Source organism: Pseudarthrobacter sp. Hb11, assembly GCF_059383655.1.
Genome location: NZ_JBWZCM010000002.1, coordinates 306,533 through 330,734, shown reverse-complemented (window position 1 = coordinate 330,734; position 24,202 = coordinate 306,533). Strand labels below are relative to the sequence as shown.

Annotated in this window: 26 protein-coding genes and 1 tRNA gene; 15 read left to right on the top strand and 12 right to left on the bottom strand. The window is 66.0% G+C overall.

Annotated features, from left to right (window positions below; genetic code table 11):
• Positions 1–8 precede the first annotated feature (8 nt).
• From cpaB to AC50X7_RS05265, 3 genes are all read right to left on the bottom strand, one after another.
• Positions 9–722 carry a Flp pilus assembly protein CpaB gene (gene cpaB / locus AC50X7_RS05275; RefSeq protein WP_494978053.1) on the bottom strand — a complete coding sequence of 238 codons (714 nt, stop codon included), beginning with the start codon at positions 720–722 and terminating at the stop codon, positions 9–11.
• A gap of 91 nt (positions 723–813) precedes the next feature.
• Entirely contained in the window at positions 814–1,083 is a 270-nt protein-coding gene (locus AC50X7_RS05270) for an FmdB family zinc ribbon protein (RefSeq protein WP_494978052.1), read from the bottom strand.
• A 118-nt stretch (positions 1,084–1,201) separates the two neighbouring features.
• Entirely contained in the window at positions 1,202–1,822 is a 621-nt protein-coding gene (locus AC50X7_RS05265) for a 5-formyltetrahydrofolate cyclo-ligase (protein WP_494978051.1), read from the bottom strand.
• 104 nt (positions 1,823–1,926) lie between these two features.
• Here AC50X7_RS05265 and galU point away from each other — a divergent pair, with 104 nt between their 5' ends.
• The 4 genes from galU (at position 1,927) to AC50X7_RS05245 (ending at position 4,647) form a co-directional block, all read left to right on the top strand.
• Complete coding sequence (gene galU, locus AC50X7_RS05260) at positions 1,927–2,832, top strand: UTP--glucose-1-phosphate uridylyltransferase GalU (protein WP_494978050.1); 906 nt, start codon at positions 1,927–1,929, stop codon at positions 2,830–2,832.
• 4 nt (positions 2,833–2,836) lie between these two features.
• Positions 2,837–3,457, top strand: a complete 621-nt coding sequence (locus AC50X7_RS05255) for a GNAT family N-acetyltransferase (RefSeq protein ID WP_494978049.1) — start codon at positions 2,837–2,839, stop codon at positions 3,455–3,457.
• An 81-nt stretch (positions 3,458–3,538) separates the two neighbouring features.
• Positions 3,539–4,456: a hypothetical protein gene (locus AC50X7_RS05250; RefSeq protein WP_494978048.1), complete on the top strand. Its 918-nt coding sequence runs from the start codon at positions 3,539–3,541 to the stop codon at positions 4,454–4,456.
• A 118-nt stretch (positions 4,457–4,574) separates the two neighbouring features.
• Positions 4,575–4,647, top strand: a tRNA-Ala gene (locus tag AC50X7_RS05245).
• Between the two features lie 52 nt (positions 4,648–4,699).
• Here the strand turns inward: AC50X7_RS05245 and corA are convergent.
• From corA to AC50X7_RS05230, 3 genes are read right to left on the bottom strand one after another with little or no spacing between them, the layout of a single operon-like run.
• Positions 4,700–5,695: a magnesium/cobalt transporter CorA gene (gene corA / locus AC50X7_RS05240; RefSeq protein WP_494978047.1), complete on the bottom strand. Its 996-nt coding sequence runs from the start codon at positions 5,693–5,695 to the stop codon at positions 4,700–4,702.
• Positions 5,696–5,729: 34 nt separating this feature from the next.
• Entirely contained in the window at positions 5,730–6,155 is a 426-nt protein-coding gene (locus tag AC50X7_RS05235) for a DUF1761 domain-containing protein (RefSeq protein WP_494978046.1), read from the bottom strand.
• Between the two features lie 10 nt (positions 6,156–6,165).
• Positions 6,166–6,699, bottom strand: coding sequence for an Lrp/AsnC family transcriptional regulator (locus AC50X7_RS05230; protein WP_494978045.1), 534 nt, complete (start codon positions 6,697–6,699; stop codon positions 6,166–6,168).
• A 167-nt stretch (positions 6,700–6,866) separates the two neighbouring features.
• Here AC50X7_RS05230 and AC50X7_RS05225 point away from each other — a divergent pair, with 167 nt between their 5' ends.
• The gene (locus tag AC50X7_RS05225; RefSeq protein ID WP_494978044.1) at positions 6,867–8,108 is read left to right on the top strand and encodes an MFS transporter; all 1,242 of its coding nucleotides are present in this window, start codon (positions 6,867–6,869) and stop codon (positions 8,106–8,108) included.
• A 14-nt stretch (positions 8,109–8,122) separates the two neighbouring features.
• Here AC50X7_RS05225 and AC50X7_RS05220 read toward each other — a convergent pair whose 3' ends face one another.
• The gene (locus AC50X7_RS05220; RefSeq protein WP_307094416.1) at positions 8,123–8,626 is read right to left on the bottom strand and encodes an Lrp/AsnC family transcriptional regulator; all 504 of its coding nucleotides are present in this window, start codon (positions 8,624–8,626) and stop codon (positions 8,123–8,125) included.
• Positions 8,627–8,677: 51 nt separating this feature from the next.
• On the bottom strand, positions 8,678–9,946 hold the full coding sequence (locus AC50X7_RS05215) for an MFS transporter (protein WP_494978043.1): 1,269 nt from the start codon (positions 9,944–9,946) through the stop codon (positions 8,678–8,680).
• Between the two features lie 104 nt (positions 9,947–10,050).
• On the opposite strand from AC50X7_RS05215, the gene AC50X7_RS05210 reads away from it, so the two are divergent.
• Together AC50X7_RS05210 and AC50X7_RS05205 are read left to right on the top strand one after the other, a co-directional pair.
• Complete coding sequence (locus tag AC50X7_RS05210) at positions 10,051–11,061, top strand: LysR family transcriptional regulator (RefSeq protein ID WP_494978042.1); 1,011 nt, start codon at positions 10,051–10,053, stop codon at positions 11,059–11,061.
• A gap of 24 nt (positions 11,062–11,085) precedes the next feature.
• Positions 11,086–12,033, top strand: a complete 948-nt coding sequence (locus AC50X7_RS05205; protein WP_494978041.1) for an N-acetylglucosamine kinase — start codon at positions 11,086–11,088, stop codon at positions 12,031–12,033.
• Positions 12,034–12,037: 4 nt separating this feature from the next.
• Here AC50X7_RS05205 and AC50X7_RS05200 read toward each other — a convergent pair whose 3' ends face one another.
• Complete coding sequence (locus tag AC50X7_RS05200) at positions 12,038–13,051, bottom strand: pirin family protein (protein ID WP_494978040.1); 1,014 nt, start codon at positions 13,049–13,051, stop codon at positions 12,038–12,040.
• Between the two features lie 248 nt (positions 13,052–13,299).
• Between AC50X7_RS05200 and AC50X7_RS05195 the strand changes: the two genes are divergently transcribed.
• From AC50X7_RS05195 to AC50X7_RS05170, 6 genes are all read left to right on the top strand, one after another.
• The gene (locus tag AC50X7_RS05195) at positions 13,300–14,400 is read left to right on the top strand and encodes an ABC transporter ATP-binding protein (protein WP_494978039.1); all 1,101 of its coding nucleotides are present in this window, start codon (positions 13,300–13,302) and stop codon (positions 14,398–14,400) included.
• Positions 14,400–15,131 (top strand): ABC transporter permease, encoded by a 732-nt coding sequence (locus tag AC50X7_RS05190; RefSeq protein ID WP_494978038.1) that lies wholly within the window; start codon positions 14,400–14,402, stop codon positions 15,129–15,131. The genes AC50X7_RS05195 and AC50X7_RS05190 overlap by 1 nt, the downstream gene beginning before the upstream one ends.
• Positions 15,128–15,874 carry an ABC transporter permease gene (locus AC50X7_RS05185; RefSeq protein WP_494978037.1) on the top strand — a complete coding sequence of 249 codons (747 nt, stop codon included), beginning with the start codon at positions 15,128–15,130 and terminating at the stop codon, positions 15,872–15,874. Before AC50X7_RS05190 ends, AC50X7_RS05185 begins: the two co-directional genes overlap by 4 nt.
• Positions 15,871–16,833: an ABC transporter substrate-binding protein gene (locus AC50X7_RS05180; protein WP_494978036.1), complete on the top strand. Its 963-nt coding sequence runs from the start codon at positions 15,871–15,873 to the stop codon at positions 16,831–16,833. The genes AC50X7_RS05185 and AC50X7_RS05180 overlap by 4 nt, the downstream gene beginning before the upstream one ends.
• Before the next feature lie 175 nt (positions 16,834–17,008).
• Positions 17,009–18,229 carry a pyridoxal phosphate-dependent aminotransferase gene (locus tag AC50X7_RS05175; protein ID WP_494978035.1) on the top strand — a complete coding sequence of 407 codons (1,221 nt, stop codon included), beginning with the start codon at positions 17,009–17,011 and terminating at the stop codon, positions 18,227–18,229.
• A gap of 52 nt (positions 18,230–18,281) precedes the next feature.
• On the top strand, positions 18,282–19,136 hold the full coding sequence (locus AC50X7_RS05170; RefSeq protein WP_494978034.1) for a PPK2 family polyphosphate kinase: 855 nt from the start codon (positions 18,282–18,284) through the stop codon (positions 19,134–19,136).
• A 9-nt stretch (positions 19,137–19,145) separates the two neighbouring features.
• On the opposite strand, the gene AC50X7_RS05165 is transcribed toward AC50X7_RS05170, so the two are convergent.
• Both AC50X7_RS05165 and xseA read right to left on the bottom strand, forming a co-directional pair.
• Positions 19,146–19,364 (bottom strand): exodeoxyribonuclease VII small subunit, encoded by a 219-nt coding sequence (locus AC50X7_RS05165; protein WP_494978033.1) that lies wholly within the window; start codon positions 19,362–19,364, stop codon positions 19,146–19,148.
• A complete protein-coding gene (gene xseA, locus AC50X7_RS05160; RefSeq protein ID WP_494978032.1) occupies positions 19,357–20,697 on the bottom strand; it encodes an exodeoxyribonuclease VII large subunit in 1,341 nt (446 codons plus the stop codon). The genes AC50X7_RS05165 and xseA overlap by 8 nt, the downstream gene beginning before the upstream one ends.
• A 177-nt stretch (positions 20,698–20,874) precedes the next feature.
• Here xseA and AC50X7_RS05155 point away from each other — a divergent pair, with 177 nt between their 5' ends.
• Positions 20,875–21,720 carry a hypothetical protein gene (locus tag AC50X7_RS05155; RefSeq protein ID WP_494978031.1) on the top strand — a complete coding sequence of 282 codons (846 nt, stop codon included), beginning with the start codon at positions 20,875–20,877 and terminating at the stop codon, positions 21,718–21,720.
• Between the two features lie 9 nt (positions 21,721–21,729).
• A complete protein-coding gene (locus AC50X7_RS05150; RefSeq protein ID WP_494978030.1) occupies positions 21,730–22,809 on the top strand; it encodes a 4-hydroxy-3-methylbut-2-enyl diphosphate reductase in 1,080 nt (359 codons plus the stop codon).
• Positions 22,810–22,917: 108 nt separating this feature from the next.
• Here the strand turns inward: AC50X7_RS05150 and AC50X7_RS05145 are convergent, their stop codons facing one another.
• On the bottom strand, positions 22,918–24,147 hold the full coding sequence (locus AC50X7_RS05145; RefSeq protein WP_494978029.1) for a DNA recombination protein RmuC: 1,230 nt from the start codon (positions 24,145–24,147) through the stop codon (positions 22,918–22,920).
• Positions 24,148–24,202 lie beyond the last annotated feature (55 nt).

Sequence of the window (24,202 nt, the reverse complement as noted above, 5' to 3'; positions counted from 1 at the left end):
AGGGTGGGCTAAGGGCCAACGAGGACGAAGAACAGTTTGCCCTGGGTGGAAGCACCGGCCAGCCGCGCAGCCTGCTCGGAACTGGCCGCAACCACTATAAGCCCGTCCGTCTCGGCCGTGCCCAGCCACTGGCCGCTTCCGCCGCCCTTGCCGGAGGTCCACAGTACCGGCACGGCTGTTGCCAGGACTTCGGACGGTGCCTGGTGGTCGAAGCCGTTGCCCGCCGTCAGCACCACGTTCACAAGCTGCCCAGGCGAGACGAGCTGGATCGAGGACGGATCAGCCATTCGAAGGGGCACGGCGGCCGAGCCAGGCGGGGTGCCTGCCAGGAGCCCGGGACCGAGCAGTTGGGCGTCCGTCAGCAGCTGTCCCTTGCGCAGCGGAGCCGCCAGCTGTTTACCAGCCAACTCGCTCTCTTCGTCCAGGAAACCCGCGGCCATCATGGCCGGCGGCACCTGCACATGGGCCAGGTCCGTCGCCTTCATCGCTGAGCCGGCCGGCAGATCCCTCGCAGCCGCCAGGGCGGTGACGGTGTGGACGGGCGCGGGAGTGAGCTGATGCACGGTGATGGAGGCAGCCGCGCACAGCAGCAGCGCCACGGCGAGCCGCCGGTTGCGGCTCAACCACCCGCCGAACCGGGCCGCTGCGGATCTGCCGGGACGGCGAGGGGTGCGCGGGTAGCGGGAGCCGGCCCGGCCCGGGCGGAGAAGGTTTGCAGGCATGCGCCTAGGCTACGGTGGGGGCGAACACCTGCGACAGATGCGCGGTGCGCTATGTGGACAAGCCGGACGGGCCGGCGTCGAACACGCCTGCTTAGCTGGCTGCAGCCACCGGAGCGGACGCGGCAGGCGCCGCAGCGGGAGCGGGCGTTGCCGCGGGGGCCGGCGAGACGGTGCTTCCCTTGGAGTCCCGGGAATCGGTGCGGTAGAAGCCGGATCCCTTGAAGACGACACCCACGCTATTGAACTTCTTGCGCAGTGTCCCCTGGCACTCGGGGCACGAGGTCAAAGTGCTGTCCGAAAACGACTGGACGATGTCGAAGGCATGGCCGCAATCCTTGCAGGCGTACGCGTACGTTGGCACTAGTGCTCCTCCTCTTGGGCAAACGAGAGGTCCCGTGCTGCGCGGATGGAGTTACCGTTTAGCAGTCGCAGGGCCTGAGTGCTAATTCTATCATCCCCGCAGCGCTCGACTGCGAGCTTCAGTGGTGGCCGTCGAGCAGCCGGATTCCGGAAGGCGCCAGGACGGCAGGGACGGGGCGGTCGAACTCCTCCTCGGGGATTTCACCGGCGGGGAGCAGCTCTTCGTCATAGATGATGGCGGCCAGCGGAATATTCGTCCCCGCCGTGGCGAGATGGCCCAGGAACTTGTCGTAGTACCCGCCGCCTTGCCCTACCCTGTTGCCTGCAAGGTCGACGGCGGTGGCCGGGATGAAGAGGGCGGCTGCGGTTCCTGCCACATCGGGTCCGTGCCGGTCGCCTTTGGGCTCCAGGATCGGCGCGTACCGGCTCTGCTCAAAGCCGGCATCCGGGTTCCAGAAGACCCACGCCAGTTCCCGCCCGGGTTCGCACACCGGGAGCAGGGCCCGGTGACCGTTGTTGTGGAGTGCGTTGATCAGCGGAAGAGTGGGCGGTTCGACGCCGACCCCGAAGTAGACGCAGAACGTGGCAGGAGCGCCGCCGGTCATGGATGCCGCCCAGTCAGCGCCGTGGCGGGCGATTCCTGACCCGGCCGCGTCCAGCTGCTGCTGGGTGAGGGCAGCCCGCCGCCGGCGGTGGGCGGTACGGATCCTGGCCTTGATTGCCTTGGCGTCCTCGAGCATGCTGTCTTCCTCCATTGGTTGTGGCGGCGCGGGCTGTGGCCGCAGGGTGGCCGGCAGCCGGTCAATAATTACTGAATGCTTGACGCTGACGTTAGATTAGTCGGGTGAGTACCAGTAACCCGAGAGTTCGCAAAGCCGTAATACCCGCTGCCGGACTCGGCACCAGGTTCCTGCCTGCCACCAAGGCCATGCCAAAGGAAATGCTTCCGGTCGTGGACAAGCCTGCCATCCAGTATGTGGTCGAGGAAGCCGTGAATGTAGGGCTCAACGACATCCTCATGATCACCGGAAGGAACAAGCGGGCCCTCGAGGACCACTTCGACCGCGTACCAACCCTGGAGTCCACCCTTGAGGACAAGGGCGACACAGCGAAACTTGAGTCCATCCAGGCTGCAAGCAACCTGGGCGACATCCACTACGTCCGCCAGGGCGACCCGAACGGCCTTGGCCATGCTGTCCTCCGTGCCAGGCAGCATGTGGGCAATGAAGCCTTCGCAGTCCTCCTGGGCGATGACCTCATTGACGCCCGCGACGAACTGCTCAGCACCATGATCGAGGTGCAGGCGCACACGGGAGGGTCCGTCGTCGCACTCATCGAGGTTGAGCCGTCGCAGATCAGCGCCTACGGCTGTGCAGACATCGAGGAGATCGACGGCGAGGGCTACGTGCGTGTCAACCGCTTGGTGGAAAAGCCCTCCGCCGAGGAAGCCCCTTCCAACCTTGCAGTCATTGGCCGGTACGTACTGCACCCCGCTGTCTTCGATGTCCTCGAACGCACCGGACCCGGGCGGGGCGGCGAAATCCAGCTCACCGACGCCCTGCAGGAACTCGCGGCCGGAGAGGGCGAGGGGCAAGGCGTGTACGGCGTCGTTTTCCGGGGACGCCGCTACGATACGGGTGACAAACTGAGCTACCTCAAGGCCTGCGTGCAGCTCGCCATTGACAGCGATGACCTGGGTCCCGGCCTGCGGGAGTGGCTTCCGGGCTTCACCGCCGGCCTGTCCAAGTAGCACTGTGCGCCCCGGCCCCATCTGGCCCGTGACTTTGGAGTGCGGAGACCTGGTCCTGAGGCCCATCAGGTACCGGGACAAAAAAGAGTGGACAGAAGTGCGGGCCCGCAACAGCCAATGGCTGGAGCCATGGGAAGCTTCCAACCCGGACCCGGCCGGAGGCCTCCCTGATTACCGGCAAATGGTCCGTTCCCTGAACGCGCAAGCGGCACAGGCAACGGCCCTTCCGTTTGTGATTACGGAACGTGTTCCCGCCAGCAGAAACCCTGCGATCGTGGGCCAGTTGACTGTTTCGTCGATCGTGTGGGGATCGGCCATGATGGCGACTCTCGGGTACTGGGTGGACCAGTCGCGGGCGGGGCGGGGGATAGCGCCCACCGCTGTGGCACTGGTGACCGACCACTGCTTCCGGACCCTGGGGCTGCACAGGATGGAAATCAACATCCGGCCCGAGAACGGGCCAAGCCTGCGGGTGGTGGAGAAGCTGGGTTTCCGGGATGAGGGATACAGGCCGCGCTACCTGCACATCAACGGCGAATGGGCCGACCACCGGTCCTTTGCCTTGACATCCGATGAAGTTCCAGAGGGGCTGTTGCACCGCTGGCTTGCCTCCCGGCCGTCATAAATCCATTGATTTGTCAGCCACGCCACGACACACCGGTGCTAATGCGGCTGCAGCCGACGTGATGCTCATACGGTTTTGAGTGTGGACTTCCCCCTTAGCAGCTCAGTGATCCTTGTGGTTGCCGTTGTGCTCTGGATTGTATGGGTTGCCCCCTACGTCCTCCGGAACCGCCGGCACCAGTTCCAAGCCGCCGGCGACTTCCTGGCAGACGTCCCCGCCGATGAAATACCGGACCCGCGAGCAGGGCTGGTTCTCAAGGTCGCCGCCCAGCAGGAGAAAGCCATGGACACCAGGAAGAGCGCCGGATCCGCTACGGCCACAGCCACCGCTGCGCCGACGGGCCAGTTCCGGATCCGATACGGCCGGACGGCTCTTGCCCTCGTGGGACTTGTCTCCCTGCTGACCGCGTTTGTCTCTGCGATACTGCTGGCATTTGGACTGGGCGCCCCAGCACTTCCCCTCGCTTGCGCGGCCTTGACAGTGGGGTCGGTGGCCCTTCTCCGCTGGTTGGCGGTCCGGGACCGCAAAGCCAAAGTGAACGCTGCTTTCCGCTCGGCGATGAGCGCACCTGCTCCGCGGCCCGCAGTTGCCCACGTCCCGCCGAAGCCTGAAGCGGCGCCCGTGCGCGCGGAGAGCCCGCTCTTTGACGCCGAGGCCGACAAGCCGAAGATCAGGCCCTTGACAGCAGTGGAACTGCGCGAGGCAGCACTTGCCGTCGCCGTCGCCGCCGGTGACACCAGCGCAGTCCAGGCTGCACCGAGCAGCACCTGGGATCCTGTGGAGGTGCCCAAGCCGGTTTATGTCGAGGCGGCCAAGGCGGAGCGGCCCGCGCCTGAGCCGCTCGAGCTGCCTGAGGCCCCGAAGGCGACCGGCAAGCCGTCCCTCAAGCAGGGCGCCACCGCTGTTCCCGCCACAGCGGCTCCGGATGCCCAGCAGCTCAGCAAGGCCCAGAGCGCGCTGAGCAATCTCGACGACGTCCTGCAGCGCCGCCGCGCTTGAGTTTTGGTCCCGGCCCAGTTCCTCAACCCGGCTTTGCGGCGCCGGTTTGGCATTGGGTCAGGAAAATTTGTAGCCTAGGTTCACCGGTGCCGCACCTGAAGGAAAGCGGCTGGTTCCCGGGGTTATAGCTCAGTTGGTAGAGCGCTTCGTTCGCATCGAAGAGGTCAGGGGTTCGAATCCCCTTAGCTCCACAAATTTCTCCCGGTCAAGTAGGCTGCCGCCCTCGTGGCCGGGTGCCTTCCCCTACAGCCAGCCCTTCTTCTTGAAGATGGCGTACATAAGGCCAGCCGTCGCGGCCATCAGACCGATAGCCATCGGGTAGCCCAGGTCCCAGTGGAGCTCCGGCATTTGGTCGAAGTTCATGCCGTAGACGCCGGCCACGAAGGATGGCGCGAAGAAAATCGCCGCCCAGGAGGAAATCTTTTTCACCTGTTCGTTCTGTTCGGCGCTCGCCTCGTTCTGCCGGTTGGCTGTGAGGGTGCCGTCCAGTGTCAGTGCGTTCTGCAGCAGGTCGCGGAAGGAATCCGCCCGGGAGATCACCCGCTCCACGTGGTCTTCCACATCACGAAGGTTGTGCCGGAGGTTGCTTTCGACATCGTACTTTTCAAAACCACGCTCAAGCTGGTGCAGCATGTCCGGCAGGGGGTGGATGGCCCGCTGGAACTGGATCACCTCGCGGGCGAGTTCGTAGATCCGGCGGGACACGGTGGTGTCGCCGCTGAAGAGCTGGTCTTCAATCTCATCGATGTCGTTTTCAAGCCCGGCCACCACCGGCCCGTAGTCATCCACCACCCGGTCCAGCAGGGCGTAAAGGACGGCCTCGGGCCCGTGCCGCAGAAGGTCCGGCCTGCTTTCGAGCCGCTGCCGCACCCGTGCCACGCCGGCCGTCTCGGCATGCCGCACAGTAACGACGAAGTTTTTGCCGGTGAAGATATGGAGCTCGCCGAACTCCACGGTCTCCGTGGCGTCCAGGTACCGGGCAGGCCGAAGGACGGTAAACAGGTTGTCTTCGTAGCGCTCAAGCTTGGGACGCTGGTGCGCGGAGATGGCGTCTTCCACGGCCAGCGCGTGCAGTCCGAACTCCGTGGCCACCGCCGCCATTTCCTGGGCAGTGGGGCGGTAGAGGCCGATCCAGGCCATCCCGCCGTGGTGCGCCAGGGTCTCGAACGTCTGTTCCAGATTTTCGGGCTCGGCGTGGCGCACGCCGTCAACGTAAACGGCGTTATCAATGATGGTCATGGCCTGCTGTCCTTCGCCAAGGTGGTGCGCGGCATCAGGACATCGCCCCGATGATGGCGCCCGAAACGGTCATGGCCAGCAGGTCGTGGCCGGAATCGATCAGGGTGACAGCGGCAGGCCGGCCCGCGAAGCCGTTGTGGATCACGTGGCCGCCGGCACGGAAGACCAGCCCCACCACGAGGGCAAACCAGCCCCCTGCCAGGGCATTGTCCAGCCCGAGCTTGCTGATCAGGACAGCCAGCAGGATCGCCGTCAGGGCCGCCGCCACCACCATGGGGACCCAGACTCCGGCCCCGCCGCTCATGTTCTTGAGATCGTCCTCGGTCTTGCCGATGGCGGCCATCCATCGGTTCCCCAGGACGGCCGGCATGTACCAGACAAAGCCGATGGCCATGGTGGCGATGAAGGCAAGCAGAACGGCGAGCCAGTTGATCTGTGTAACGTACGAGAGCCAATCCATTCTGAAAATCCTAGCTGTCCGTCCCAGCCCCGGCGGTCGGTGGAGCTTTAGCCGGAGCGTGTTGGCTGGCCCCGGCAGCTTTGGCCAGGCCGCTGATCAGGGGCTCGGTCCGGTAGGGGATGTGCGTGTGCAGCGCCAGGACTGTTTCGGTGCGGATCACGCCCTTGATCCTCAGGACCTGCCGCAGGGCCGCCTGGAGGTTGTGGGTATCGGTAGCCACCACCCGGCACCAGACGTCGCCCCGCCCGGAGATCTCATGCACCTCAAGGACCTGCGGGATCAGCCGCAGCGCACCCACCACCCCGTCCAGCTCACGGTGCGAAACCTCGATAGTCACGAATGCCACCACGTCGAATCCCACGGCCTCGAGGTCCACCTCGCGGCCGCCGGACCGCAGGACCCCGGCCCGGAGCAGGCGCCGCACCCGTGACTGCGCCGTGTTCCGGGCAACCCCGAGTGCATCGCTGAGCTCACCGATCTGGATCCTCGGGTCCCGGATGAGCTCCAGGAGGATCTTCAGGTCGGTGGGGTCTAGATTGTTCAAATGGTCACTCTCCGTCACTGCAGCACTGAGTATTTGATGATCCTGCTCAATTGTGGCACCACATTCCGCTCGAACGGGCAAAAATGCTGCACCCTAGAGCTATCACATGTCCACCCGCTGCGGGCTCCCACAAGGACCACCGCCGCGGCAGCAGCAAAGGCGGCACAATGACGGTCTTCAGCGAACTCCGCATGCGTCCGGCTCCAGCCACCACGGCCGGCTGGGATGCGTCGGTGACTGCACGCCTCGTGCTGGCCGGTGCCGTCATCTTTACGCTCCTGGTGGGCGCCAACCTCGCCACGCCCCTGTACCCGCTCCTGCAGGCGGAACTCGGACTGTCGCCGCTGGACGTCACTGCGGCGTTTACCAGCTACGTGCTGGCTCTGGTGGCCACGCTGATGCTGGCAGGGCACTGGTCAGACCACATCGGGCGCAGGGCTGCCCTGATCGTGGCCGTTGTTGCCGGTTTGGCGGGCGGCTGGCTCTTTGCCGAGGCGCAGAACCTGGCCGGGCTGTGCGCGGGCCGGGCGCTGCAGGGAATTGCCGTTGCCCTTGCCACCGGCGCCAGTGCCGCCGCCCTGCGGGAACTGCTGCCCTCACGCCCGGAATGGGCCTCGCGCTTCACACTGCTGGCTTCTGCCGGGGGAGTGGCCTCAGGCCCGGTCATCGGCGGGTTCCTGTCCCTGCTTCCCGGGGCCACATCGGCGCCGTACTACATTCATGCTGCAGTCCTCGCAGCGCTGCTGGTCCCGCTGTACCTCCTGCGTGCCCGCCCTGCCATCCGGCCGCCGGCAGGCCCCAGGCCGCTGCACCTGCTGGCACCGCGCCGGCCTTCCGTGACGCGGGAGGCGAGGGGCGCGTTCTGGCTGGCCTCCGGCGTCGGCTTCCTCAGCTTCGCGGTCTTTGGTTTCTGCCTCTCGCTGGCTCCCGGCTACTTCGCCCAGATCCTGGGTGTGGAGAGCCGGCCGGTGATCGGTGTGCTGGCTGGTCTCACCCTTGGGGCGTCTGCGCTGACCCAGCTGGTGACCCTGCGCGGCCGTTACGTTGTCCCGGGCGGGCTGGCGGTCCTCGGCGCTTCGGTTCTCCTGCTCGGCGGCGCAGGGGCATGGAACAGTCCTGTGTTGCTGGTGGCAGCCAGTCTTGCCGCCGGCGTGGGACAGGGCCTCGCTTTCCGCACTGTTTTCAATGACGTGGCCGCCCGGGTGGAGCCCGCCCGCCAGGCGCAGACCATCAGCGCGATGTACGTCATCACCTACCTCGGCAGCGCGGTCCCGGTTCTGGGGCTCGGCTGGGCCGCGGGCGTGTTCGGCCTGGCGGCTTCCGTGGCCGGATTCGTGCTGCTCTGTGGCTCGGCCGCGCTTGTTATGGCTGCGGTCACGCTCCGCCGCGCAGTGCGCACCCGGGCTTAAGCCCGCAGTTGCGGCTACTCCGGGAGCGGGCCGTGGTTGCCCTGGATGTGTTCGAACACCAGCGTGGTTTCCGTATGGCCCACCACCGGATCGGTGGCCAGGTTATCCAGCACCCAGTCCCGCAAATCCTCGGTAGTGGCAACGGCGATGTGCAGCAGGTAATCCACGGAGCCCGAGGTATGGAAGGTGGACAGCACTGCCGGCAGGTGCGGGACGCGCGCGGTAAAGCGGTCGATCTGGTCCCGGTCGTGCGCGCGCAGCCGGACTGCGACCAGGGCCTGCACGGACCTGCCGATGGATGACAGGTTGAGCTTCGCCTCGAAACCCTGCACGATGCCCCGCTCCGTCAGGGCACGGGTCCGCATCAGCGCTGTGGAGGGAGCGATGCCCACAAGTTCGGCAAGTTGCTTGTTGGAGATCCTTGCATCCTCCACCAGGGCGGCAAGAAGGCGTTCGTCGATGGCATCAAGGGGCTCCAGATGCACTCCCGGCCTGACGTTCCTGGCATTCGTGCTCACGGCGGCTCCTCCAAAAGTTCCTGCGTTCATCCTAGACGCAGGCGGTCCCGTTCAGGCCGCGCCGCCGGCTTCCCTGGGAGGGGCGGCAGGAGAAACAGCAGGATGGACGACGGCGACAGTCACCGCGGTGAGGCAGGCGAGGACCATGACGGCGGCGGCCAGGGCATTCCAGCCATAAGCCTGGAAAAGCAGGCCCCCGGCCCAGCCGATCAGACTTGACCCCAGATAGTAGGCAAGGTTGTACAGCGAGGCCGCCTGCGCCCGTCCGGTGCTGGCGATGGCGCCGGTCCAGCCCGCGCCGATGCTGTGCGCCGCAAAGAAGCCGCCGGTGAAAACCACGAGCCCTGCGAGGATCAGCACCAGCGAGGGCGCCAGGGTAAGGGCTAGGCCCGCCGTCGACAGGGCAAGACCGGTGAGCAGCACGTTGCGGCGTCCAAAGCGCATGGTGAGCCCCGCAGCCCAGCGGGAGGTGAAAGTCCCGGACAGGTAGGCCAGGAAAATGAGGCTGATGACCGTAGTTGGCAGGCTGAAGGGCGCTCCCGAGAGCCGGAACCCCAGGTAGTTGTAGACGGCCACGAAGCCGCCCATCATCAGGAAAGCCTGGATGTAGAGGGCCAGCAGCCGGATGTTGCGCAAGTGGCCGCCCAGGGTGCGCGCAGCTCCGCGAAGGCCGGGAGCCTTCACGGCGGTAAATCCCCGCGCCCGCGGCACCAGCAGCAGGAAAGCGACCGCGGCGAGGGTGGCAAGAATGGACACGGCCAGGGCGGCGGCACGCCAGCCCCACAGCTCCCCGGCGGGTCCGGCCACCAGCCGGCCGGCCAGGCCGCCCAGCGTGGTGCCCGCTACGTAGCTTCCGGCTGCCACCGCTGCGTGGGCCTTGGTGACCTCCTCGTTGAGGTACGCGATCGCGATGGCCGGGATCCCGCCGAGGGCCATCCCTTCGAGGAGCCGCAGGCTGAGGAGCATGGCGAAGCTGGTGGACAGGGGAACCAGCAGGCCCAGTACGGTGGCCACCGAGATTCCCCACGTCATGGCCTTGACCCTGCCAATCCGGTCCTCGAGGAAGGACCAGGGGATCACTGTGAACGCCAGCCCCACGGTGGCCAGGGAGATGGTGAGCGCCGCCTCTGCGGCCGTAATCTGCAGGTCTGTGGCAAGGATCGGAAGGACAGCCTGGGTGGAATACAACTGGGCAAAGGTGGCAACCCCGGCAAAGGCGAGGCCGGCGATGATCCGGCCATACGCCGTCGAGCCTTTCGCGTGCCCCTCCCAGCCCGCCGGGGAGGTGGGGTGGCCTGGATGCGGAAGGCTGTGGGGCATCTGGCAAGCGTAGTGCCGCCACAGGAACGCCTCCAATGCATCTTTTGTGCCAGACTCATATCAAATCCGGAACAACCGCCCGCCACCGGCGAACCAGGAGGAGCATGGAGCCCGACCACAAACAGCTGGTGCAGCTTCTTCCACTCCTGCCGCTGCTGGCCGAACTGGGCCGGACCGAGCACGTCACCGAAACCGCCGAACTCCTCGGAGTACCCCAGTCCACGGTGAGCAGGGCACTGGCACGGGCCAGCGCCGTCGTCGGCACCGAACTCCTGGTGCGGGACGGCAGGGGAGTGCGCCTCACCCCCGCCGCCCGGTCCCTGTTGCCGTATATCGAAAGGGCACTGACCGAGTTCCAGGCCGGTCTGGACGTGGTCCGCAACGAGTCCGATGTGGTCCGCGGCAGGATCTCCGTCTCGTTCCAGCACACCTTTGGCGAGTCCACGCTCCCGCTCCTCATCAGCGCCTTCCGCAGCCATCACCCGGGCGCAGTTTTTACGCTGAGCCAGGGAGCTCGGGACTCCTGCCTGGCCGAGCTGGCGGCCGGAGATGCCGACCTTGCCCTGACTGCACCCGTTGCCGCGGCAGGCCGCCACCTGCTGTCTGCCGCGTTGTACCGGGAACCCCTGCGTCTGGTGGTTCACCACACCCACCCGCTCGCGGGCAGTCCAATGGCCTCGGTCGCTGATATCCGCTCCGACCCGTTCGTGGCGCTCGGTCCCGGTTACGGCATGCGCTCGCTGACCGATGCCTTGTTCCGTGAGGCCGGGTACCGTCCCCGCATCGCCTTCGAAAGCCAGGATTCGCACACTGCCCGGGGCCTTGTCTCGGCCGGGCTCGGGGTGAGCATCCTGCCCCCGGGAGACGACGCTCCCGGCCGGAACGTCAGCGCGGAAACGGGCAACCTCGGCTGGGTGGAAGTGCCCCTTGACTCGGCCCTGGCCTTCCGTGATGTTGGCCTGAGCTGGCGGCACCGCAGGGCCGAAATTGAACCGGCAGCTGTCCGGTTGTTTCGCGAAATGGTCCTCGCGGAGGGGCCGGATCTCCTGGCGGGGCTGGTGAAGCGACGGTCCGGGCTGGCCGGCGCCGGCTGGCCCGACACGGACGTCCGGTAGCCCTGTGGCCAGTACTCTTGTGACGTGACGAACACGGAAAACTCCTCCGCCCGGCCCGCTCATCCGCTGACACCGCCCCACGACCTGCCACGCGGCGTGATCATCGGCCTGGATATCGGCGGGACCAAGACCCGCGGAGTCCGCTTCGAAAACGGGACCCCGGTAGCGGATGAGTCGGCAGGCAGCTCGAACGTGCAGAACGTCACGCGCGATGAGGCAGCCCGCAACCTGGCCAGCCTTTTCGCCCGGATTGGCGGGGGCGATGTGTCCCATGTGTACGCAGGCTCCGGCGGCATCGATACGGATGAAGACGCGGCGGCCCTTGCTGCGCTGATCGAACCGCACGTTCCCGGCGCCCGGATCACTGTGGTCCATGATTCACGGTTGCTGCTCGCGGCCGGCAACGCCAGCACCGGCGTGGCGGTGATCGCCGGCACGGGATCAGCGGCGTGGGGCAGGAATGCCGACGGCGGCGAGGCCAGGGCGGGCGGTTGGGGCTACCTTCTCGGGGATGAAGGCAGCGGTTATTGGCTGGGCCGCGAAGCAGTGCGCCACAGCTTGCGGCGGATGAACCAGGGCCTTCCGGTGGATCAGCTGACTGCCGCGCTTTTGGCCTCCTGCGGGGCTGACACCCCCAACCGCCTCATTGCGCAGTTCCACTCGCCGGACACCGGCCGCCGCTTTTGGGCGCAGCAGGCCCGGCACGTGGTGGAAGCCGCAGCGGCAGGGCATCCGGCAAGCCAGGAACTGCTGGAGCAGGCAGGCCGGGACCTCGCCGCGCTGGCGCTGCAGGTACTGCAGCAGCTGGGCATCCCGGGTCCCGTCATCCTGGGCAGCGGCTTGGGCATGAACGTCGTGCCCCTGCAGGAGGCATTCCGGCGGCACCTGGCGAAAGCCGGCGTGACGGATGTCCGAATCCTGGACCAGGATCCGGTATTCGGCGTGCTGCAGCTGCTGGCAGAACAGGCCTAAGCCGCTACACAGCCCGCTTCCGCGGCGTGAGCCGCACTGCGGGCAGCGGCGGAGCAGGGATGCGGCCCGCCTCGGCGCCGGCGTCAGGACCGTGCCCCGGGACCAGACCGTAGCGGGCTGCCGCCGTGTCTACGTCGGGCAGGGCTGCCTGCGCTTCCCACTCTTCCCGGGCCTGCTCTACTTCATCGTGTGTGCGTCCCACGAAGTTCCACCACATAAGGAGCTCCTCCTGGAACGGCTCGCCGCCGATCAGGAGGAAACGGGTGCCAGGCATCGCCTCAACCCGGAGTTCCCGGCGGCCGGTGCCGAGGTAGCCCAGCGGTCCCGGCGGAACGTCCTGCCCGTCCAGCGTCAGCCCGCCGTCGAGCACCAGGATGCCGTGTTCGAAGTGCTCGTTGAGGGGTAACACTGCACTTCCCTCAACGGAAATGTCTGCTCCCACAATCGGGGAATACATGGTGGCCGGTGAGGCAACACCGCCCAATTCGCCCACCATGAGGGTGGCGGTGAAGCCGTCGCCGGCGACTTGAGGAAGGTTGCGGTGCTGTTCAAAAGCCGGCTGCCGGTGCCGCTGCCCGTCCGGAAGCGCTACCCACAGCTGGAGGCCGCGCTGCAGCGGCAGCCCGCCCTCCGGCGGCAGCACGGCAAACTCGGAATGGGAAACGCCGTGCCCGGCTGTCATGATGTTCAGCTCGCCCGGCCTCACCACCACGTCACTGCCCACGCTGTCCCGGTGCCGGATAGTCCCGGCCAGCGGCCAGGTCACTGTCTGGAGCCCGATGTGCGGGTGCGGAAGCACGGACATCGCAGTCCGGTCCGGGCCAAAACTGTCCAAAAAGCACCAGGCGCCGATGGTCGGAAGCCCGCGCTGGGGCAGCGTCCGCTGGACATTCATGGCGCGCACCCCGCCCAGCGGTACTTCACGCCCGGGCCACAGCTGCAGGCAGGGGCCGGAGCTCCCTTCCCGGCTCGCCGGCGGGCAGACTTCCTGCTGGGGGGAAACTTCCAAGTTGGTCACCTCTCCACTTTAGGCCGGGTGGCCAGACTGCGGTATGTCCTGCCCGGCCACGTGCCCGCTGTTCCGGCAGAACACCCCCCATCCGGCAGAGGACCGGCCCCGAATAGTTACAGTAGGGATTCCTTTGCCCGAATTGGGGTGCGCTGCAGGTGTTGCAACGTCCGGTTTGGGTTACCGTAACTATCAGCGTGCTGTGACATTTCGCGTTGCTTTCCGAAGCCGTCCAACAGAACAGGTAAGTCCGCACCATGGACCAGGCCATGATCGAGTTTCAGAGCGTCACCAAGCAGTACCAGGGCGGACAACCGGCCGTGGACCAGCTCACCATGTCCATCAGCCCAGGCTCCATCACCGTCTTTGTCGGGCCATCCGGCTGCGGAAAGACCACCTCGCTGCGCATGATCAACCGCATGGTCGAGCCTACTTCGGGTGTCATCACCGTGGCGGGCAAGGATGTCACCTCGGTCCCCGCCCCGGACCTGCGGCGTTCCATGGGGTACGTTATGCAGTCTTCCGGACTCCTGCCTCACCGCTCGGTGCTGGACAACATCGCCACCGTGCCCAGGCTGAACGGAGTGGCCAGGTCCGACGCAAGGAAACGCGCCGAGGAACTGCTCGATGTCGTCGGCCTGGCCCCCGCCTTGGGGAAGCGCTACCCATCACAGCTCTCCGGCGGCCAGCAGCAGCGCGTGGGCGTGGCCCGGGCACTCGCCGCCGATCCACCTGTACTCCTTATGGATGAACCCTTCAGCGCGGTGGATCCCGTGGTCCGCGACGAACTTCAGCAGGAACTCCTGCGGCTCCAGAAAGACCTGGCCAAAACCATCGTTTTCGTCACCCACGACATCGACGAGGCCACAACCCTTGGCGATAAGGTGGCCGTCTTTGCCACCGGCGGGAAGCTCGCGCAGTACGCCACGCCGGAGGAGATCCTGCGGGCGCCGGCCAACGACTTCGTGGCTGCCTTCGTTGGGCGGGACCGCGGGTTCCGCCACCTGGGATTCACACCGTCCGACGGCGTGGCCGTGCACCAGGTGCCGACGGTGGTGCGCGGTCCCCACGGCAGTTTCGACTCCCATTCCACGGCCCCCGGCTGGCAGCTCGTGGTGGATGCCGACGGGCGTCCGCTGGGCTGGACCGGCCCCGGAAACGGCGGCGGTCTCATTCCCGGCGGATCACTCTTCCGCCCGGGTGAAAGTTTGCGCCGCGCCCTGGACGCGGCCCTGTCCTCACCGTCCGGCCTCGGCGTGGCCGTCGACACCGAGGGCCGGGTACTCGGCGTTGTCAGGGGCGGTGAAGTCCTGGCCCTCATCGAAGAGGCGCGCCAGGTCAGGCAGGCTGCGCTCTGATGGAGTGGTTCCTCGCGAACAGCGGCATGGTCCTGGAACGGGCCGGCCAGCATATGGTGCTGGCCCTGGTGCCCATGGTCCTGGGACTGGCGATCTCCATTCCGTTGGCGCAGCTGGCGCGGCAGCATCCGCTGCTCCGCTCGGTGGTGCTCACGGCGTCCTCGCTGCTCTACACGATTCCTTCGCTGGCACTGTTCATCATCCTGCCCACCGTCCTGGGGACCAGGATCCTTGACCCACTCAACGTGGTGGTAGCCCTGACCATCTACGCGGTGGCACTGCTGGTGCGGGCTGCCCTGGACGCCTTCGACTCCGTGGACAAAGACGTCAGCCAGGCCGCCGTCGCCATGGGGTACAAGCCGTTCGCCCGGTTCCTGCGCGTGGATCTCCCGTTGTCCCTTCCCGTACTCTTCGCCGGCCTCCGGGTGGTTTCGGTCAGCAATATCTCGCTGGTCAGTGTGGCTGCCCTGCTGGGCGTGGGAAACCTGGGCATGCTCTTTACCTCAGGGCTGCAGCGGGGCTTCGTAACAGAAATCATGGTGGGCATCGTTGCCATCCTGGTCCTCGCGCTGCTGATGGACGCCATCCTGGTCCTGCTTGAGCGGCTGCTCACTCCGTGGGAGCGGGCCGGGCAAGGACGCGGGCCGCAACCGGCCGGCGGCAGCGCAGCAGAGCCCGTCGCCGCGGCCCGCCGCCTCTCCGCACCGAAAACTGGAGGTGGAAACGCATGAGCAACGTCTTCTCCGACACCTTCGCCTGGCTGGTCGACCCGCTGCACTGGACCGGGAGCGTCGGCATCCCCGCCAGGCTGGGCGAGCACCTGCAATACACGGGGCTCGTGATGCTGATCGCCACCGCCATTGCCGTCCCGGTGGGCCTCTACGTCGGCCACACCGGCAGGGGCAGGGTGGCCATCGTGGCGCTCGCCGGTGCTTTGCGGGCCCTTCCCACACTGGGCCTGCTCACGCTGTTTGTCCTGCTCGCCGGAATTGGACTGATGCCTCCCGTCTGGGCGCTGGTGATCCTTACCGTGCCGCCCCTCCTGGCCGGAACCTATGCCGGCATCTCCAGCGTGGACCGCAACGTGGTGGACGCCGCCCGCGCCATGGGGATGACTGAACTCCAGGTCCTGTTCCGGGCCGAACTGCCCAACGCCCTGACGGTGATGTTCGGCGGGTTCCGGACAGGTGTGCTGCAGGTGATCGCCACCGTCTCTGTGGTGGCCTACATCAACCTGGGCGGCCTGGGCCGGTACCTGTTCGATGGACTCGTCCTCAGCGACTTCCCGCAGATGCTTGGAGGATCGTTGCTGATCGCCGCACTGGCCATCAGCGTCGATCTTGTCCTTGCCCTATTCCAGAGGCTGTTCCTGACAACAGGGGCCTCGAAGCAGTCCCACCGCAGTCAGCAGGCTGCGGTCGATCTCACAGACCCCGTTGTCGCGGAGACTGTGGCACAAGGAGGTAAGTCATGAAAGAAAGCCGACCACAAAGCTTTGGCAGGCGGGCATTCGGCGGGGTGGCCGCTGGAATCGGCCTGGCCCTGGCGCTGTCCGCCTGCGGTGGATCGTCCGATCCGCTTAGCGATGCCCCGGCAACCAGCGGCACGGCGTCCGGGGGAGCCACCTCCCTGGTGATAGGTTCCGCGGACTTCCCCGAGAGCCAGATCATCGCCGAGCTGTACGCAGGGGCGCTGAATGCAGCTGGCGTCACGGCCACCACCAAGCCGAACATCGGCTCCCGCGAGGTTTATTTCAAGGCCGTCCAGGACGGGTCGGTGGACGTGATTCCGGACTACACCGGCAACCTCCTGCTGCATGTTGACAAGGAAGCCAAGGAGGTCTCGGCGGACGAGATCGCCAAGGCCCTGCCGGACAAGCTGCCCGACGGCCTCGCCGTGCTGGAAGCTGCCAAGGCCGAGAACAAGGACGCCATGGTGGTCACCAAGGCAACAGCGGAGAAGTACCAGCTAAAGTCCATCGAGGACCTGGCCAAGGTCTGCAGCGAGATTGTGGTGGGAGCCCCGGCCACCTTCGCTGAGCGCGCCTACGGGCTGCCCGGCCTGAAGAGCAACTACAACTGCGAGCCCAAAAAGCTGGAGCCCTTCAGCGACGGCGGTGGCCCCGTGACGCTCAAGGCACTTCTCGAAGACCAGGTGCAGGTGGCGGACATCTACACCACCACCCCGTCCATCACCGACAACGACCTGGTGGTCCTCGAGGACCCGAAGAACAACTTCATCGCCCAGCAGGTCATCCCGCTCTACAACGAGGCCAAGATGACGGACAAGGCAAAGGAAGCGCTCAACTCGGTCTCGAGGATCCTCACCACCGAGGACCTGGTCAACCTCAACCGTGCAGTCAGCGGCAGCCAAAAACAGGGCGCCAAGGAAGCGGCTGACGCCTGGCTCAAGGACAAGGGCATCGTCAAGTAGGATTTCACGTCCTGATACCAGTACGACGGCGGCTGCCGGACTTCGCGGGGTCTCTGACCTCCCTGGCCGGCAGCCGCCGTCGTAATTCCCTGGGTGGTGAGTCGCCAGCACGGCGCGGGCAGGGTGTGGCTGACGTCTCAACGGAAGCCCATCCTTACTGTGGCATATTTGATGGATGGCAGAATTCAAGCAGTCCACGAAGCTCAACAACGTCCTTTACGACATCCGTGGACCGATTCTTCAGGCCGCCCAGCAGATGGAGGCGGAGGGCCACCGGATCCTCAAGCTGAACATCGGCAATCCGGCCCCTTTTGGCTTCGAAGCGCCGGACGCCATCCTGGTGGACATGATCCGCCACCTGCCGCACGCCCAGGGCTACAGCGATTCCCGGGGCATCTTCTCCGCCCGGACCGCCGTCTCGCAGTACTACCAGACCCGCGGCATCCAAAACATCCACGTGGACGATATCTATCTGGGCAACGGCGTCAGCGAGCTCATCACCATGTCCTTGATGGCCCTGCTCGACGACGGTGACGAGGTCCTGATTCCCACGCCCGATTACCCGCTGTGGACCGCGTCCGTGGCGCTCGCCAGCGGAAAGCCGGTCCACTACCTCTGCGACGAGGAATCCGGCTGGCAGCCCGACCTTGAGGACATGGAAGCCAAGATCACGCCGCGGACCAAGGGCATCGTGGTCATCAACCCGAACAACCCCACCGGCGCCGTCTACCCGGAGGAGACGTTGAAGAGGATCGTGGCCCTCGCCGAAAAGCACGGGCTGGTGATCTTCGCTGACGAGATCTACGAGAAGATCCTGTACGAGGACGCCGTCCATGTAAATCTTGCCAAGCTCACCGGCGACCACGTCCTGTGCCTGACCTTCAGCGGGCTGTCCAAGGCCTACCGCGTGTGCGGGTACCGCGCCGGCTGGATGGCCATATCCGGTCCCAAGAAGGACGCGGCGGATTACCTTGAGGGCATCAGCCTCCTGGCGAATATGCGCCTCTGCGCGAATGTGCCCGCCCAGCACGCCATCCAGACGGCGCTGGGCGGCTACCAGAGCATCAACGACCTGATATTGCCGGGCGGGCGACTGCTGGAGCAGCGCAACAAGGCCTACGACATGTTGAACGCCATCCCCGGCGTCAGTACCCAGCAGGCACGCGGCGCCCTTTACCTCTTCCCCCGGCTGGACCCCGAGGTCTACCACATCCGGGACGACGAGAAGTTTGTCCTGGACCTCCTTCGGGAGCAGAAGATCCTGGTTTCCCACGGCCGCGCCTTTAACTGGGTACGCCCGGACCACTTCCGCATGGTGACTCTGCCCAACGTCAAGGACATCGAAGAGGCAGTCGGGCGGATGGGGGACTTCCTAAGCAGGTATCAGGGGAACTAGCCTGTGGACACGGGCGATTCGGTCCCGTGAACCTTCGCGGAAAGGATTCCCCATGGCCGGCGTCGTCCAATTCGACCAGCACCCCTCCGAGACCCTTCGGGCGGGGGAGGGGTTCTCGCTGGCAAACGTGGATCCCGATTCCACTCCCGGCTACAGCGGCAGCAAGGTAGACGGAAAGGCCCTCCTGGCGGACCTGGACGACGAGCTGGGCGAGTTGCAGGAGAAGCTTTTTGCGGAGTCACGCTTTGGCGGACGGAAGCGGATCCTCCTGATCCTGCAGGCGATGGACACGGCAGGCAAGGGCGGAATCGTAAACCACGTCATGGCCGCCACCGACCCCCAAGGCATCCAGTTCAAGGCTTTCAAGGCTCCGACGGATGAGGAGAAGTCCTACGACTTCCTGTGGCGGATCCAGAAGGAAGTGCCTGCTGCCGGCATGATGGGCGTATTCGACCGCTCCCATTATGAGGACGTGCTTATTCACCGCGTCCACGGCTGGGCCAGCCCCGATGAGATCAAACGCCGCTATGTGGCAATCAATGAGTTTGAGGGACGTCTTGCGGATTCGGGGACCAAAGTCGTCAAGGTGATGCTCCACATCAGCGGGGAAGAGCAGAAGGCGCGGCTGCTGGCCCGGCTGGACGACCCGGCCAAGCACTGGAAGTACAGCCGGGGCGACCTCGATGAGCGGGCGTTCTGGGAGGACTATATGGATGCGTACCAGGCTGCCATCGATGAAACGAGCACTCCGGACGCGCCCTGGCACGTGGTTCCGGCCAACAAGAAGTGGTACGCCCGGATCGCAGTGCAGCAGCTGCTCCTGGGGGCACTGGCCGGGCTGAACCTTGAGTGGCCCAAGGCCGAGTTCGACGTCGCCACCGAGCGGGAGCTGATCATCCGATCCTGAGCATGGTGTCTACAGCGGCTGGTCGCGGGCAGCGGCCAGCCGCTTCCGTGCCCCTTCCAGCCACTCCTCGCAGCGCGCCGCCAAGGCTTCGCCGCGTTCCCACAGGGCCAGGGATTCCTCAAGGCTGGCGCCACCCGCTTCCAGCCTGCCCACCACAGCGACGAGCTGTTCGCGCGCTTCCTCATAGCTCAGCGCTGCGACGTCGTTTCCTGGCTTTTGTTCAGTCATTGGATTCTCCGGTTTCCGATCTGTGCTGTTCAAGTGCGCCCGTGGAGGTTGCGCCGAAGCGGCCTTCTGCAACCCGGACCGAGAGCGGCGTTCCCGCCGGCGCCTCGGCCGGGCGGCGCACCACCGCATGCCCTGAGCTGCCGCGGCTTGCGGCCAGGGCATCTGCGAGTTCGACGACGGCGTAGCCCCGGTCGAGCGTTTTCTGCGGTGACAGCGCACGCACTTGGGCCTTCAGGTGCTCCAGCTGGTCGGCTGCGCGCACCACGGTGGAGCTCACCGCCGCGGAGGACCTTCGGAGCAGCCGCTCAATTTCGTCCGAGCGGACGGTCACCAGGGCCTCGGGCGCAGCCAGTACCGGCCTTGAGTGGAGGGACGCCAGGCGGTCCGTTTCCCTGTCCACAAGGCGTTCCATGCACCGGCGCAGCTGCTCCCGGGCCTGGCGCACACCTGCCAGTTCTTCGGATACTTCGGGCACAATCCGCTTGGCGGCGTCCGTGGGGGTGGAGGCGCGAAGATCGGCGACGTCGTCCAGCAACGGCCTGTCCGCCTCATGGCCAATGGCACTCACCACCGGGGTGGCGGCGGCCGCCACGGCGCGGATGAGTTCTTCGCTGTTGAAGGGCAGCAGGTCTTCGAGGGCGCCGCCGCCGCGGGCGATGACAATGACGTCAACCTCTGGCCGGGAGTCCAGCTCCCGAAGGGCACGGACCACCTGGGACACGGCAGTGTTGCCCTGGACAGCCACTTCGCGGATTTCAAACTCCACGGCAGGCCAGCGCAGGGCGGCGTTCCGCAGGATGTCCTTTTTGGCGTCCGAGTCGCGGCCGGTGATGAGGCCGATGCGGTGCGGCAGCAGGGGCAGCGGCTTCTTGCGGGAGTCCGAAAAAAGCCCCTCGGCGGAGAGAGCCTGGCGCAGGCGCTCGATCCGGGCGAGAAGATCGCCCAAGCCCACAGGCCTGATGTCCCGGACCAGCATGTTCAACCTGCCCGTCTTAATCCAGAACTCCGGCTTCAGCAGGGCCACTACCCGGGAACCGCGCTCCAGCGGCAAATTCTGGCGCTCCAGCACTTTGGTCCACACCGAAGCAGGCAGCGAAACTTCGGCGTCAACGTCCCTCAAGGTGAGGTAGGCGTTGGTGCCGCGCCGGTTCAGTTCGATGACCTGGCCTTCAACCCACGCCGACGGGGTGCGGTCGATGTGGGCTTTCAGCTTCTGCGAGAGGAGCTGCAGCGGCCAGGGATTGTCCGGGGTAGTTTCCGCCGCCGTCGCAGGCAGGGTGGTGGGCGCTGCCATCTTCTGCCCGGAAACCGGAAGCGAGGTCTGTTCAGACATGCGGGCTCCCTTGCGGAGCTGGAGCTGCAGGCATGGGGTCCTTTGTCTGTTGTGCGGCAGTCTGTTGTGCGGCGGTCATTCAACCTTATCCATAAGCTGTAGCACGCGGGGCTGACAGTGGCGGGCCGGATTGCCCGCCTAGGATGGGTGGACCGCCATCGATCTGAAGGACCTGCCGTGCGCACTTTTGTTTCCGCTGCTGCCATCGTGCTGGCCGTACTGCTTGCTGCTGTGGCAGTGCCGGCCATCTGGCTGGACCGCAACATCGTCCAGGAGCAGGGCTTCGTGGAACTGGCGGCGCCGCTGGGCAGGAACTCGGAGTTCCAGCAGGGACTGGCAGCGGCGGCAATCGGGACGATCGACACCAGCGCCGTCCCGGGCTTCCTCTCGGACCTGGTCCGGCCCGTTCTGGAAGGTGCCGCAGAGTCCCTGACCGGTCTTCCCGGCTACTCCGCTGCGTGGGAAGAAACGCTGCGGAAAAGCCACCGCCTGAGTTTCGCAGGTACAGGTGCCGGCGCTGAAGCACCCGCATCCTCCCTGACCCTCGACGTCGCGCCCTTGGTGGCGCTGGGCGCCGAGGAAATATCACGCACCACCCGGATTCCCCTGGATCCGCCGGAGGAAACGCTGATCAGCGTGGGTCAGCCCGGGCAGAAGGAATGGACCGAGCGACTCAGTACCTATGCCCCGGCCGGCTACCTGCTGGCCGGGGGATCGGCGGTGGCGCTGCTGCTTGCCTTCGTAGCCGCCCGCCGCCGCTGGAAGGTACTCGCGGGTGCAGGAGCTGGCGCGTTGCTTCTGGCGGCTCTCTGGGCGTTCGGCGCGCAGTTGGGCTCTGCTGCCGTGCTGGCAGCTGACAGCGGAAACGAGGTGGCGAACATGTTCCGGAACGAGTTCGTAGCGGCGTCTTCCGCCGACTTCCAGACGTGGACCCAGGCAGCGGCAGTCAGCGGTGGGGTATTACTGCTGGTGGGGATTGTGGCAGGCCTCATAGCGCGAAAGCGGATGCCGGCAAACCGGTAGAATTGAGTAATGACCCCCTCAGCTGTTTCCCTTTCGATGCCCACTATCCCGCGTAGGCGCCGCTCTCCTGAGGAAGTAGCTGCTGCAGCCCCCGTATCCGGAACCAAGAAGGTGCTGCTTGCTGCTCCCCGCGGCTACTGCGCCGGCGTTGACCGTGCCGTCATCGCTGTCGAGAAGGCCCTGGAGCACTACGGCCCGCCGGTGTATGTGCGCAAGCAGATTGTGCACAACGTCCACGTGGTCAGCTCACTGGAGGAGCAGGGCGCCATCTTCGTTGATGAAACCGACGAAGTGCCCGAGGGCGCACTGGTGATTTTTTCTGCCCACGGCGTATCGCCGGCCGTGGTCCAGTCCGCTGAGGACCGTGGCCTGCGCACCATCGACGCCACGTGCCCGCTGGTGACCAAGGTGCACAAGGAAGCCGTACGGTTCGCGAAGGACGATTTCGACATCCTGCTGATCGGCCACGACGGCCACGAGGAAGTCGAAGGCACCGCAGGTGAAGCTCCGGAACACATCCAGATCATTAATGGCCCGCACGAAGTGGACCAGGTGACGGTGCGGGATCCGGAAAAGGTCATCTGGCTATCACAGACCACCCTCAGCGTTGACGAAACCATGGAAACGGTCCGTCTGTTGAAGGACCGGTTCCCCACCCTGCAGGACCCGCCCAGCGACGACATCTGCTACGCCACCACCAACCGCCAGGTGGCCATCAAGAAGATCTCACCCCAGGCCGACCTGGTCATCGTGGTGGGGTCGGCCAACTCCTCCAACTCCGTAAGGCTGGTGGAGGTTGCACTTGAATACGGGGCCAAAGCCTCTTACCGGGTGGACTTCGCCAATGAAGTGGACGAGGCCTGGTTCGAAGGCGTCGCAACCGTTGGTGTGACGTCCGGGGCATCCGTACCCGAAGTGCTGGTGCAGGACGTCCTCCGCCTGCTGGCGGACTACGGCTACGGCTCGGTTGAGGAAGTCGTCACCGCCGAAGAAGACCTCCTCTTCTCGCTGCCCAAGGAGCTCCGGGCCACCCTGAAGCAGGCCGGCGATGTCAGCCGTGCCCTGGGTGGACGACGCCCGCGCGGCTAACAGTAAGAAGTAGGAGGGCCTGGCAGCTATCAGTTGCCAGGCCCTTCCCGTCTCCAAAAGCATGTGTCCCGGAGTTCTTGGCCGGGAATCCCTACCCGGCGTCCGCCCTCACGCGGCCTCGTCCTCGCTCTGGAGTTCGGGGGCGGCCAGCGCGCGCGGCGTTACCTCCACAACCGGAGGAGTGACCAGGCCGGATTCCTCCAGCGTGTTCAACTTCCGGGCAGTGGGAAGGACACGCGCTTCCAGCGTCCCCACCATTGAGTTGTAACGGTCCACGGACGTCTTCAGGGATGAGCCCAGCTTGGTGACGTTTTCGCCCAGGGTCCCCATCCGGTCGTACAGCTGCCTGGCGAGGTCGAAGAGTTCGCGGGCGCTGTCGGTCAGGACGTCCTGCCGCCAGGTGAAGGCAACAGATTTCAGCACGGCCAGCAGCGTGCTTGGCGAGGCCAAAACCACATTCCGGGACAGCGCATGGTCCAGGAGTTCGGCGTCAGCCATGAGTGCCGCGGCCAGGATCGATTCAGCCGGGATGAAGCAGATCACCAGCTCAGGGGAGTTGCCGGGGATATCCCAGTACTTCTTGTTGCTGAGTGAGTCCACGTGGGCCCGCAGGGCCTTCGCGTGGGCAGCCAAAAGCGCCTGCTGGGAGCGGCGGTCTGTATTCAAGGCCGGCCCGGCCTGTACTGTGCGCGAGTCCATGGACGCACCGAGCTCCTGGGCTTCGAGGTAGGCCGACAGGGGGACCTTTGCATCCACCACCAACTGCTTCTCGCCGGGCAGCTGGACCACCAGGTCCGGCCGGACTGACGACTCGCTGCCGGAGCTGTGGACCTGCTCGATGAAGTCGACATGCCGCAGCATTCCAGACGCCTCCACCACGCGCCGCAACTGGACCTCGCCCCACTGCCCGCGCGCGCTGTTGGACCGCAGCGCCGACTCCAGGGCGTGGGTGGACCGGATCAGCTGCTCGTCCGAGAGCCGGGCCTCCTGCAGCTGCTGGGCGAGCTGGCCGTACTGTTCCAGCCGGTCGCGCTCCAGGAGGGCCACCTGCTGCTGCACTGCTGTCAATTTCTCGGCCACGGGCGCCAGCGCACGGAGCACGCTGCCGTCCTGGGACCGCGATTCGCCCAGCTCCCGGTTCTGTGCAGCCAAAAGGCGGCGTTCGGCGTCGGCCGCGGCGAACTGGGCGCTCACCTCCGAAAGCCGCGACGAGACGGCGTCGAAGTCCTCTTCGACCGCGCGGCTGTTCCTCCGCAGCGCAAAGTAAGTGGCTGCGGCGCCCGCAAGGGCCCCCAGTAACAGCATGAACAAAGCCAGTATCAGCGCGAATGCATCCATGTGCTCACTGTCGCATGGGGCTGTGACAATTTCCCGAAGCGACATTTCGGCGAGC